This window comes from Lactobacillus helsingborgensis (assembly GCF_000970855.1).
Taxonomy (GTDB): Bacteria; Bacillota; Bacilli; order Lactobacillales; family Lactobacillaceae; genus Lactobacillus; species Lactobacillus helsingborgensis.
The window spans coordinates 1,216,482-1,229,130 of the sequence record NZ_KQ034046.1; the positions used below are offsets into that span (position 1 = coordinate 1,216,482).

Genomic DNA, 12,649 nt, shown 5'->3' on the forward strand with positions numbered 1-12,649 from the left:
TTTTTATTGGTGTCTTCTATTTGGTCCAGAAATTACTACTTCAGTCGCCAAAGACTTGATTCTTTCCATTAACCTCGCTGCTTTTACAGGATCAATAGAATTTTTGGTTTCTTTGAAATGATCTGCCAGATCGCTCATTGCAAAATTCGATGAGAAAAATGTTGGCAGCACATTATCCATTCTGGCCTGCAGAATTACCGCCAAGACCTCGTCACGCGACCATTGACTCAAACTTTCAGCTCCAATATCATCTAGTATTAAAAAATCAGCGTTAGCAATTTTTTGGACTTCATCTTGAACACTATTATCACTAAAATGACTGGATAAACCTGCAATAAATGTCGGAACATGCAAGAAAACAACGTACTTGTCCATAGCGGCAACTTGATTAGCAAGTCCCGCCAATATATATGTTTTGCCGATACCAAAATTGCCCGACAAATAAAGTCCCTTCTGATGAACATCTTTAGCATATCTTGATAAAAATTGCTGAATGCGGGTCATCACTTCGGCTCTTTCCGGGGTCATTTCAATCTGGCTTAAGCGAACATCATGCAACCCATCAGGTAAATTAATCAGGCGCAAATGCCTTTTGATATATATTTCTCTATCATGAATAAGCTTGCTGTCTTCGGGCACAAATTTCAAACTGATCGCATTTTTATTCATTATCAAATCAGGATAATAGCCTCTGGTGACAGGATCTTTTTTATGCTGGCTCAGATAATAGCCGTAAAGAGTGGGCAGACTTTTATTAATAATGCTGTCATTTAATTGATCTTGATGCTGCGCGATAAAGTTTTGCACCTTAGGTTCAGCCAGTACCCTTTGTTTAATAGCTTCAGGGCTTTGCTCCTCAGCATTACCTGATTGTCCTTTAGCAATATATTTTTTAATGGGTCGCATATATTTCACCTACTTCATGCCATTCTTATTTTCAAAATTCTCAAAAAACTTTTTTAGTTCTTCACTAGAAACTTCGGAATTTATTTTTGGTTTATTTTCAGTCCAATCCGTGCCCTTTTCAATTGACTTACGCGAATTATAACTGCCAAACTGCTTTCTTTTCTGCTCTTGGGCCTTTTTCCTATTGTCCATGTATTCTAAAGCTTGACCACCGGTTTTTACTCCGTGCTGCAGCCAATCATGTAAAATTTTATTTGCCAAACGAAAAGACACGTTAGGACCACTTTTCAAGCAGGCATAAGTCAAGATATTGAGCAGTTCTGCTGAAATACCTTTTTCATTATATAAACTATCAAGTACGCGATTTTCACTAGCATCCACAAAATCATTCCGGCTGGTCTTAAGCTGATACAAAAATTGTGCCGGTGAGTTTGCTTTTGCGCTTTGTAATAATTCTTGTTCACTATTACTTAAGTGCTCTTTTTTTACTTCAGAATTTTCCTTTGCACGTGTCTTTTTTTGTAACTGACTGCGAGTAGTTGCTGCATGAATGTTATTAGCAATAGCTTGTTTAATCCGGTTCATATTTAGATGATAATCACCATGCAAACAGGGCAGTGTTTCATCTACAAATTCCTGTTCGGACAAACCATAAGTTCTCATAATTGCACGAATTGCTTCTCTGTTTTGGTCAATTTCGCTGCCTGCAATTTGGTAAATTTCAAATTGCTGTTTCATAAAGTCCCAGTCAATCTGGCCCTTTTCATTGATAGTGGCAGTATTACGGGTAACAATATTATTTTCTTGGGCAGCCTCTTTAACCTCAATTGAAGGGTCTATTGCTTCTTGGTCTGGTAAGTGAAAGACATCCATAAACGAGGCGGAAATATTTGGTGCTGTTTTCACACCATTAACAAAGTTTTGATTTTGTTTAGTTTCCCGGGCAAAATCATGGCTTAATTTATGAAAAGCGCTAATACCCACTTTTTCTTTTAATAAGCTTGCTAATAACGCAGTCCCAAAAAATTCACTGCTGGACGGGATACTTTTAAGTTCAAAACATAGAATTTTGCCCATTATTTGATTGTCAAGTAGTCGGGTCTCGATTAACCCCACCGCCTCAATCTTGTGCAGAGCCGCAAATAATTTTTTAATATCACAGTCAACTTGTTCTTGCAAACGGTAAATCCCCTGTGAATCTGACAGCATAGCTTGGGCAGAATAATCCTCATTCAGACTTAAATAAAGTGCCACCGCCAAAGAACCAACTAAAGGCTGATATAGCTTAATTAAAACACGCAAATCTGTTGGGTAGAGCTCTACTCTGTTTGTAATATAAAAAGGCTGTTTGGGATTGTTAGTCTCAAACATAATTAATTTCCTTTCTCTCTTCTGGCAATCATATCTTCCATAGTTTTCATGAAACTAGACATATCTTTAAACTCACGGTAAATTGACGCAAATCGAATATAAGCCACATCATCTATTTTAGCCAATTCATCCATTACCAATTGACCAATTTTTTTGGAAGAAATTTCACTAACTCCTTCCTGCCTGATTTTGTTTTCTACGTGATCGACTAATTCTTCGAATTGCGAACTTGAGATTGGTCTTTTTTGACCAGCTGCCATCACTCCACGTAAAATCTTTTTTCGGTTAAATGGCTCACGTGTGCCGTCATTTTTGATTACTAATAAAGGCGTGGTTTCAACACGTTCAAATGTAGTAAAACGGAAGCCGCAGTTTTCACATTCGCGCCTACGTCTGATAGCACGATTTTCATCACTCGGACGCGAATCAATTACTTTTGATGCATTTTTATGACAATTAGGACATTCCATTTTAGTCCTCCCCTTTGATTTCAAGTAACAACTCTTCTAATTTAATCTCAAGGTCTTTTCTTGAACCAGTATTATTAATCACGTAGTCAGCCAATTTTTCCTTTTGCTTAAGTGGCATTTGACTATTGATGCGCTTTAAAGCTGCACCCTGACTAAGGTGATCTCTTTGCATTAGTCTTTCTAGCTGCAATTTTTCTGGTATAGCAATCAGTAAAGTCCGATCACAATATTTTTGACCATTTGACTCAAACAGAACAGGAGCATCAACAACTATTATGGGGCTTTTCTTAGCCTTGTTTAGCGCAATTTTAGCTTGTATTTCTGTAAAAATCAATGGATGAGTAATTTCATTCAAAATTTCAAGTTGTTTTTTATCATTAAAAACTATTTGTCCCAACTTTGAACGATTAAGTGAACTATCCGTATTTAAGACTTCACTGCCAAATTGTTTGATAACTTTTTCATATCCCTGATTACCGGTCTTTAAAATATCATGGGCTATTTGATCGCAATCAATTACTGGAATTTGCATTTTTTCAAAAAAAGCATCTGCAGTGCTTTTACCGCTTGCAATTCCACCAGTCAAGCCTAATATCATTGTCATTTATAAATCACCTGACATTTAGGACAAAAAGTAGTTCCTCGTCCATTGACCTTAATTTTTTCAAGTGGTGTACCACAACGCACACATGGTTCACCTTTATGACCATAAACCTGCAACATTTTTTGAAAACCACCTGTTTTGCCGTTTGCATCCAGATAGGTATGAATTGTAGTACCTCGTTCAGCAATTGCCAATTCTATTAACGAATTAATGTTATCGTGCAATTGCGCTACCTTTTCTGCGGGAATGGTATTGGCATGACTTAATGGGTGAATTTTTGTCTCCCACAAAACCTCGTCAACATAGATATTGCCCAAACCTGCAACAACAGATTGGTCAAGGAGTGTATTTTTAATATTTTTCTTTTTACGTGCTAAACCATTTTGTAAATAAGAAACGGTAAAAGCTGCCGAGTTGGGTTCTGCACCCAATTTGCTAATACCCGTCTTTTCTTTTTCAGTTCCCGTTTTAATTAACTGCATGCGCCCGAACTTACGCACATCATTATAACGCAATGCCGAATTATCACTAAAAACAATTTGCACGTGGTCGTGTTTATCCTTTTTAGTATTTATTTTGACTAAACGATACTTACCCTCCATGCGCAAATGTGACACTACTGTTAAATTGCCGCTAAGCCGAATTAACAAATATTTAGCATAACGATCAATTGTGGTGATTTTTTTACCAACTAACTGCTGCTTAAATTCTTTTGCATCACCAGTTATAATCTTTGGATACCAGACTGTTACTTCTTTGATTGTCTTTCCTTTGATAAGAGGAAGAAGTGTCCGTCTGACAGTCTCAACTTCTGGCATTTCCGGCATTACAAGTTACTCCTTACTTAGCATCAAACCAATTATGACCATATCCGGAATCAGCTACAAGAGGTATGTCTAGTCTTACAGCCGACTGCATAACTTCCGGTACAATCTTTTTAATTGTTTCCAATTCATCCTTTGGCACATCAAAAATCAGCTCATCATGAACCTGGACTACCATCTTGGTCTTAAGATGCATGTCATCTAATTTTTTCTGCATGTTAATCATCGCTATCTTGATAATATCCGCAGCAGAACCTTGAATTGGCGAATTAATTGCTGTTCTCTCAGCAAATGAACGCACATTAAAGTTTTTAGCATGAATATCTGGCAAGTAACGTCTTCTGTGCATAATTGTTTCGGCATATCCTTTTTCACGGGCTACCTGGACTGCTTTATTCATGTAATCTTTAATTTGAGGATATTGCTCAAAATAATTATCTATGAATTGCTTGGCCTGCTTGCGACTGATATTAAGGTTTTTAGATAAACCGTAATCAGAAATGCCGTAAACAATACCGAAATTAACAGCTTTGGCCCTGCGGCGCATTAAAGGAGTGACATCGGCTGTTGATTTTAAGTGAAAAATTTTCATTGCGGTATGAGCGTGAATATCGTAACCGGTTCTAAAAGCTTCCTGCATCTGTTCATCGCCAGAAACTTGTGCCAAAACACGCAATTCAATTTGTGAATAATCACAGGAGAAAATGTAGCCATCAGGTTCACTAGGAACAAACGCTTTTCTAATTTGCTTACCTTCCTCGGTTCTGGTTGGAATATTTTGTAAATTAGGATCAACTGAGGACAAACGACCGGTAGCAGTAAGAGTTTGCAAGTATCTGGTATGAACCCGACCGTCTTTTTGAATGACATCCAGTAAACCATTAACATAAGTTGACTGGATTTTAGCAATTTGCCGGTAAGTGAGAATTTGTCCAATAATGGGACTTTCATCTTTTAGCTGATTTAAGACATCAACTGATGTGGAATAACCGGTTTTGGTCTTTTTAATTGGCTTTAAGCCCATTTTTTCAAACAAAATATGACCTAATTGCTTAGGAGAATTAATATTAAATTCTTCACCAGCTTCATCATAAATTTGCTTTTCCATTTTCTTGAGCTCAACTGCAAACTCATCTTGAAGCTGCGTTAAAGTCTCAGCTTGAACTTTGATGCCATTGATTTCCATAACAGACAGAACTCTGGCAACAGGGATTTCAATATTGGCAAAAAGATCGTCTTGCTCGTGTTCTTTTAGTTTAGCTAACAATGTCTCTTTTAAGTTCTCGATTGCTTCTATCTTGCCAGCCAAATGATTAAATAACACCTGATCGTCTTCTGGAATGTGGGCACTTTTACCTTTACCATAAACGTCGTAATCACTTTTAACCGAATTATCACCGTACATCCGACATATCTCGCCCATATCATCCGAATTATTTTCATTATTAATCAAATACGAAGCAAGAAGCATGTCATAGTCAATGCCGCGAGCATGAATACCTAAACGATTTAAGCCAACTGTTGTCCGCTTTAAGTCAAAAACATTTTTAGTAATTTGCTTATTTTCCAGAATATTCTTAAGTTGCGGCTCTTTTAACAGGTCAACATTACGGCTTACATATATTTGCTTATCGATCTTAATGGCAAAACCAACAAAATCAGCTAAGTGGTAGTTAGCACCCAGCATTCCTAAATAAAAAGTAATAGTTTGACCATCTTTAACTGCAAAGTTGTTAATGTCATTTTCTTTAAGCTCTGTAAAAGCAACTGCTTTATTATCTTTTACTGGTTGATCCTTTTGCCCAGCAGCACTTTCAGGGTCTAACTGGCTTAAAAACTTGCGAAAGTTCATTTTTTCATAGAATCTGCGCAATTTTTGATAGTCAACTTCGCGCCACTTAATATCATCAATCCCAATAGTTAAAGGGGTGTGGCGATCAATTGTTGCCAATTTTTTACCTAAAAGAGCCTTATCTTTGTCATTGATGAGGTTCTCTTTCATTTTTGAAGGTTTCATATCATCTATATGATCATAAAGGTTTTCTACAGAACCATATTCTTGGATAAGTTGTGAAGCCTTTTTGGGACCAATCTTAGTCACACCAGGATAATTGTCAGAATTATCACCCATTAAGGCTTTCATATCGATAAATTCAGTTGGGGTAACACCATTAACTTCCTTCATGTGTTCAGGCGTATAAGCTTCCAAGTTCAACACACCGGATTTAGTGACCATTACTGTTGTTTGAGGTGAAGCTAGTTGCGTTAAATCTTTGTCTCCCGTAACAACAGTCACTTTGAAACCCTCTTTTTCACCAATCGTCGCAAAAGTACCGATAATGTCATCGGCCTCATAATTGTCGAGTTCATAGGTGGATATGCCCAGATCATGTAAAAGTTCTTGAATGTATGGTAACTGTTCAGACAATTCAGACGGTGTTTTCTGTCTACCGCCTTTATAATCGGCATACATATTATTCCTAAAAGTAGTTTTACCCGCATCAAATGCGACTAAAACATGATCAGGTTTGACATCATTTAAGACGACATCAAGCATGTTTTTAAACGTATAAATGGCATTGGTATGCAATCCTTCAGGATTTCTAAAATTTTCAAGTTGACGGAACAGTGCATAAAAAGCACGAAAGGCAACTGAATTACCATCAATCAAAAGTAATTTTTTATCAGCCATTAGTTCTCCTCATAATTAAACCAAGTTTCTTAATTCAACTACCATTTTAACAGTTTTTGCTCACATCTTGCACAATACTGATTTATTTGCATTCTGAGGTAGTTGGTTCGCGCTTTTTTAAGTAAAAAGACCAAGTTTTAAAAACTTGATCTTTAGCTAAAAATTGCAATTATTTTAATAACTTTTCCAAAGCGTCTTCATATTTGGTAATATCACCGGCACCCATGAAGACGATCACACTATCTTTGTTTTGAGCCAAATCGGCAATATTATCAAGGTCAATTACCTCTGCTCCAGGGATTTTGGCTACTAAGTCGTCACTAGTAATATCACCGCTCTTTTCTCTAGCAGAGGCATAGATTGGAGTGATATAAGCCTTATCAACTCCGCGCAAAATTTCTTCAAAATCACTGGCATATTTTTTGGTCCTGGAAAAAGTATGTGGTTGAAATACTACTACCAAGCGTTTATCAGGGAATTTTTGTCTTGCTGCTTGAATTGTTGCCCGCATTTCTGTCGGATGATGGGCATAGTCATCAATGATATTAATATCTTTAAAATCTTTTTCTGAAAACCGTCTTTTGGCTCCTTGATATGTCAATAAACCTTGTTGAATATCTGCTAACGGAATTTTTTCAGTATAAGCAACAGCTATCACCGCAGTAGCATTCAAAATATTATGATCGCCAAAAAGATGAATTGTAAAGTGACCGATATTTTGTCCGTGATTTAACACAGTAAAACTGGACCCATGAGTTGATCTTGTGATTGCTACGGCTTGAAAATCATCGTCACTGTCAAAACCATAAGTATATTTGGGGCAATCTGCTTTAAGCTGCTTTAAACGGCTATTTCCGCCCCAGACAAAAAGTCCTTTTTGCGTTTGCTGAGCAGCTGTTTGAAAGGCGGAAGTATAATCTGATTGATCTTTAAAATAATCTGGATGATCAAAATCAATATTGGTCATAATTTGGTAGTCAGGATGATACGCCAAAAAATGACGACGATATTCGTCAGCTTCATAAACAAAGAAGCGGGAGTTCTTAACACCCTTGCCCTCACCATCTCCTATTAAGTAAGATGTTGGTGCAGCTTCTCCTAACACGTGAGCTAAAAGACCTGTAGTAGAAGTTTTCCCATGAGTCCCAGAAACACCAATGCTAGTGTGCATCTTAATTATTTCTTCTACAGTATCAGGATAACTTTGCCAAGTAACATTTTTACTTTCACAAGCCTGCACTTCAACATTATCAGCTTTAAAAGCGTTGCCCTTAACAATTACCTGACCATTATCCTTAATGTTCTCGGCCGCAAATGAAGATATTTTTATACCCGCTTTAATCAGCGGTTCTTGCGTGAAAGTATACTTTGCGATATCACTGCCGGCCACATCAAAACCCAGGTCTTTTAAAACTAGAGCAAGAGCAGCCATTCCAGTTCCTTTAATTCCGATAAACCAAATCTGTTTATTTTTATCTAACATTTTCTGAACTCCAAAATCTTTTATCATTGCTATTTATTTTACCATTACTATCGCAAAATGAGCAGGACCATTACAAAACCATGATGAAATTTAAAATTCAATTATATGCGCAAAAAAAGACTTTACCTTTTTGTTGGTAAAGTCTGCTACTTTTATAAAGTGATTTGTCCTTCGGCTAAAAGCTGATCGCACTTTTCCGGATCAAATTCATCGCCAGCATTAAAATCAGCCGGAACTACCAAAATACCCCTTTTTTGCGGAGCATGTTCAAGACCCAATTCACGAGCTGAACAAATCATACCATAAGAATCAACATGGCGTAGTTGACCGGGCCAAATCATTTGACCATTAGGCATCAAAGTACCAGGCAAGGCAACTACGACTTTTTGTCCCTGTGCAATGTTAGGTGCACCACACACAATTTGGTGTTCTTCGCCGTTACCTACATCAACAGTAGTGACATGAAGGTGGTCAGAGTCAGGGTGTTTTTCACAAGTTTTGACATAGCCGTAAACTAAAGTTGGTTTGCCGTATGCCAGTTTATCCGTAAAACCAGCTTCTGCTAATTTTTTATTTAAAGAGGCTAAATCTTCTTCATTTAGTTTAACCTGACCATTAGGCAAACTATCGTAATCAATTACTTCGTTGACATTGAAAAAATTATAACCTGTGACATTCCCTTTTTCATCAGTGATACGAGTAATGTCATCTTTTTCCTCATACTCACTTTTACCCTTATCTTGGCCCAAAATCACAATCAGGGTATTAGGATAACTTTCTTTATTAATACTTGTAATCATGAATCACAATCCTCTTTCACTTAGTCAAGCGACCGCAAAAAACTTTCAACCTCATCCTTAGTTTTACGATCCTTATTAACTAGTCTACCAATTTCTGTGCCATCTTGGTAGACCACAAATGAAGGAATGCCCATGATATTCATTTCTTTAGCTATATCCACAGAGCCATCACGGTCTATTTGATAAAATTTACTGTCAGCAAAATCTTTTTCAATTTCAGGCATAAACGGATCCAAAAAACGGCAATCTGGACACCAACCAGCAGAAAATTCTAAAACAACACGACCATTTTTGGTAATATCTGCTAATTTAGCTTTGTTTAATTCTTTTATTTGTTCCATTTTTGAAAAAACCTCTCTTTTCTCTATCTATAAATTATTTTACTCCAAAATCAGCATGCAAAGCATAAATCGGGTTGCCCTGAGCAGCAAATTTATGCTCATATTCAGTTTCAATATTAGCTGCTAGAACTTCTTCCTTTTCATTATGAAGGTCTACGGAAACAAAATCAAAATTCATCCCAAAATTATTCATACTTTGAAGAGAATAGGCAAAAAGACCTGCATTATCAGTTTTAAACTCTACTTGACCGTTTGCACGCAAGACCGTTTGGTATTTTTGTAAAAAAGTTTTATAAGTTAGCCGTCTTTTCTCATGTCTGGTCTTAGGCCAAGGATCGCTGAAATTTAAATAAATTTTGCTAGCAATGTGAGCGCTAAAAAATGCGTCAATATTGGCAGCATCCCCACAGAGAATTTGTAAATTAGACAATTCTTTTGCTAGTTTCGTCCGCAAAATCATGCCTGCAGCGGTCATTTGCAACTCAAGAGCAACAAAATTTTTCTCAGGATACTTCTCAGCCATTGTGGTAATAAATTTCCCTTTTCCAGGACCTACTTCAATTTCCAGTGGTCTTGAAATATCAGCAAACCGCTTTGACCAATCAATTTTCAGACTTGGATCAGGTCGATCAATCACACTTTCCGGATGCTCATGGACAAGCTTTACAGCCCACGGTTTGTTTCGTAATCTCATCTATTCTACGACTTCCTTTTCTTTACTTTTGCTGGTAAGTATAACCTTAATACGACCCAGCTGAAAACAACTAGGCACCCCATTGCTTCAAACAGGTGTAAATTGACTGGCAAGGTAAGCAGCCACGAAATACTGATAATCAACCACTGCATTAACATCATTCCTGCTAAAGCCGAGACCATATCCAAGCCACGGTTGGTGTGCTCAATCGGATAGACTCGATACATAATGTTATCATCAAATTCATCAACCATCGGTACTAATTGGTAAATTGTTAAAAATACTACTAGGCACGATAAACCTAACGCCCAGAGCCAATTTTGCACTAACCAAGAAACCAATACAGCAAATGCAGTCATTCGCACTATTAAATTGATATTTTCAGGATTCCTAAGAACTGACCGGCGATATAAAAACTTATTGGGATTTTCCAATGCCATCTTCTTTGGTAATAAAAAGTCTAAATATTTTCTCCTTTTAACATTGGTTTGTCTTTCTTTGACATCAGTAAACATGCTAAAAGCGTTAAAAACAACATTTTTGCGCTTTTTTTCTTGATCGACGGCATATTGCCAGTCAAACAAAGCTGCATGCTGCGGCTTTAAAACAAAAATTATTAGGCAGATAACTAATAAACCTGCAATTATCAGTAAACTTTTGGGCTTAAACATTCCCAAACCAAACAAAAAAAGGAAAAAGATATTTACTAGCGAGATGGAAATCTTACGGTTAAAAAACAAATTATGTTCCATAATTTTAAGCTGCAGCAGCTTAGCTAAAAAAACAGCCAAAACAGCAAAAATATAATCTATTAGTTCAATCCTTGCCTTAATCGTAGCAAAAGGAAATAAAATTCCTGCCGTTAACACCAAGCAAATTGTAGGTACAATCAAGCTGTAATTTAGCATTGGTTTCAAATATAATTTTATATTTTCATCTTCAGGCAGTAAAAATTGTAAATCAGCTGGTTTTAGCAAAGTTACCAGTTTGCCTATTAAAAGTGGCAGCCAAAGCAAAATACTAACTAGTGGACGGTAGTACCACAGATTTTCGGGCATGGTTTTCATTGTCTGCGCATACCAAAACATGAGTGCACCAAAAAGAAAAATCAGAGCTAAGATAAAGAAATCATTAAAAACCAATACTAGATATTTTAAAGATTGGCGTAAATTTTCCTGCAGCCTTCTTTTAGCCAAATCACGCATTTTGTTGCTCCTGACTTAAAATTTGGTAAATTTGGTCAAATGAATCTGTTTCCTTTAAACCATAGTGCATGCGAATTTCGGCTAAAGTGCCGGCAGCCGTAATTTTGCCATTATTTAAGACCGCGTAACGTGAAACGGCCTGAACACTGTTAGCTAAAATATGTGTTGACATTAACACCATTTTACCTTGACCAGCAGCGCTTTTGATTAATTGTACTAAATTAGCTACTGCTAAAGGATCTAGTCCAGTAAACGGCTCGTCAATTACAAGTAGTTTCGTATTTGCTAAAAAGGCGCTTACAATCATCACCTTTTGCTTCATACCCTTAGAAAAGTGAATTGGCAGCCAATCAAGCTTATCATCTAGCCTAAACATCTGCAGCAACTCATGAGCTTTTGCCCAAGCCTGTTTTTCATCTAACTGATAGCTAAGAATAGTTAATTGCAGATGTTCCTTCAAAGTCAGTTCTGAATACAAAACTGGTGTTTCGGGAATATATGCAACTTGTCTTTTAAATTTAGTTGGTTGAGCAGCTAAATCAATGCCATTCAGAGTAATTTTCCCTTTTTGGGGTCTTAATAAGCCCAGAATGTGTTTAATAGTAGTAGATTTACCAGCACCATTTAGCCCAATAACCCCTAAAACTTCCCCTGGTTTAATTTCCAAGTTAATATCTTTAATGACCGGCACACCCGTATAGCCACCTGTCAAATGTTCAATTTTTAAAGTCATATTTCCTATCTTTCTTTTAATGAATTTACTCATTTATTATGATAGCATGATATTAAAAGAAACTAAATTTTGAAGTGAAGAGGTTTTAAAATGGAAGATTTAGATAAAGACTGCTTATTCTGCAAAATTATCAGAGGCGAGGCCAGCAGTTACACAATTTTTGAAAACGATGATGTCAAAGCATTCTTGGACTTATCTCAAGTTAATCCCGGCCATACTTTGATGGTCCCGAAAAAACATATTACAAACTTTTTCGATTATACAGCTGCTGATGCTCAGCGCTACTTACAATACATTCCAGCAATTGCAAATGCAATTAAAAAATTCGATCCCAGAATCACCGGTATGAATATTAGCAGCAATAACGGCGCCAGTGCCAGTCAAGTCGTTATGCACTCACATATTCATTTCATTCCCCGCTTTGACGGAGACGGCTTAAAAATTGCCACCCGTAATAATGCGGAAAAATACACTGACGAAGATTATCAAAAAGTGGCTGCCGCAATTAGAGCACAATTTTAAGGTG

The 12,649-nt window shown here is 36.8% G+C and carries 13 protein-coding genes; 1 reads left to right on the forward strand and 12 read right to left on the reverse strand.

What is annotated here, in order from left to right; genetic code table 11:
* Positions 1–3 precede the first annotated feature (3 nt).
* From dnaI to JF73_RS05720, 12 genes are all read right to left on the reverse strand, one after another.
* Positions 4–906, reverse strand: coding sequence for a primosomal protein DnaI (gene dnaI, locus JF73_RS05665; protein WP_046327319.1), 903 nt, complete (start codon positions 904–906; stop codon positions 4–6).
* Positions 907–915: 9 nt separating this feature from the next.
* Positions 916–2,277, reverse strand: coding sequence for a DnaD domain protein (locus JF73_RS05670; protein WP_046327320.1), 1,362 nt, complete (start codon positions 2,275–2,277; stop codon positions 916–918).
* A gap of 2 nt (positions 2,278–2,279) precedes the next feature.
* Positions 2,280–2,747 carry a transcriptional regulator NrdR gene (nrdR, locus tag JF73_RS05675; RefSeq protein WP_038523311.1) on the reverse strand — a complete coding sequence of 156 codons (468 nt, stop codon included), beginning with the start codon at positions 2,745–2,747 and terminating at the stop codon, positions 2,280–2,282.
* A gap of 1 nt (position 2,748) precedes the next feature.
* Positions 2,749–3,351: a dephospho-CoA kinase gene (gene coaE, locus JF73_RS05680; RefSeq protein ID WP_046327321.1), complete on the reverse strand. Its 603-nt coding sequence runs from the start codon at positions 3,349–3,351 to the stop codon at positions 2,749–2,751.
* Positions 3,348–4,178 (reverse strand): bifunctional DNA-formamidopyrimidine glycosylase/DNA-(apurinic or apyrimidinic site) lyase, encoded by an 831-nt coding sequence (gene mutM, locus JF73_RS05685; protein ID WP_046327322.1) that lies wholly within the window; start codon positions 4,176–4,178, stop codon positions 3,348–3,350. Before mutM ends, coaE begins: the two co-directional genes overlap by 4 nt.
* Before the next feature lie 13 nt (positions 4,179–4,191).
* The gene (gene polA / locus JF73_RS05690) at positions 4,192–6,867 is read right to left on the reverse strand and encodes a DNA polymerase I (protein WP_046327323.1); all 2,676 of its coding nucleotides are present in this window, start codon (positions 6,865–6,867) and stop codon (positions 4,192–4,194) included.
* A 169-nt stretch (positions 6,868–7,036) separates the two neighbouring features.
* Entirely contained in the window at positions 7,037–8,350 is a 1,314-nt protein-coding gene (gene murC, locus JF73_RS05695; protein ID WP_046327324.1) for a UDP-N-acetylmuramate--L-alanine ligase, read from the reverse strand.
* 152 nt (positions 8,351–8,502) lie between these two features.
* The gene (ytpR, locus tag JF73_RS05700; protein ID WP_038523327.1) at positions 8,503–9,150 is read right to left on the reverse strand and encodes a YtpR family tRNA-binding protein; all 648 of its coding nucleotides are present in this window, start codon (positions 9,148–9,150) and stop codon (positions 8,503–8,505) included.
* A gap of 20 nt (positions 9,151–9,170) precedes the next feature.
* The gene (locus JF73_RS05705) at positions 9,171–9,491 is read right to left on the reverse strand and encodes a thioredoxin family protein (protein WP_046327325.1); all 321 of its coding nucleotides are present in this window, start codon (positions 9,489–9,491) and stop codon (positions 9,171–9,173) included.
* Between the two features lie 34 nt (positions 9,492–9,525).
* Positions 9,526–10,185: a tRNA (guanosine(46)-N7)-methyltransferase TrmB gene (gene trmB / locus JF73_RS05710; protein WP_046327326.1), complete on the reverse strand. Its 660-nt coding sequence runs from the start codon at positions 10,183–10,185 to the stop codon at positions 9,526–9,528.
* A gap of 5 nt (positions 10,186–10,190) precedes the next feature.
* Entirely contained in the window at positions 10,191–11,390 is a 1,200-nt protein-coding gene (locus tag JF73_RS05715) for an ABC transporter permease (protein ID WP_046327327.1), read from the reverse strand.
* A complete protein-coding gene (locus JF73_RS05720; RefSeq protein WP_046327328.1) occupies positions 11,383–12,123 on the reverse strand; it encodes an ABC transporter ATP-binding protein in 741 nt (246 codons plus the stop codon). The genes JF73_RS05715 and JF73_RS05720 overlap by 8 nt, the downstream gene beginning before the upstream one ends.
* Positions 12,124–12,213: 90 nt before the next feature.
* Here JF73_RS05720 and JF73_RS05725 point away from each other — a divergent pair, with 90 nt between their 5' ends.
* Positions 12,214–12,645, forward strand: a complete 432-nt coding sequence (locus tag JF73_RS05725; RefSeq protein WP_038523342.1) for an HIT family protein — start codon at positions 12,214–12,216, stop codon at positions 12,643–12,645.
* Positions 12,646–12,649 lie beyond the last annotated feature (4 nt).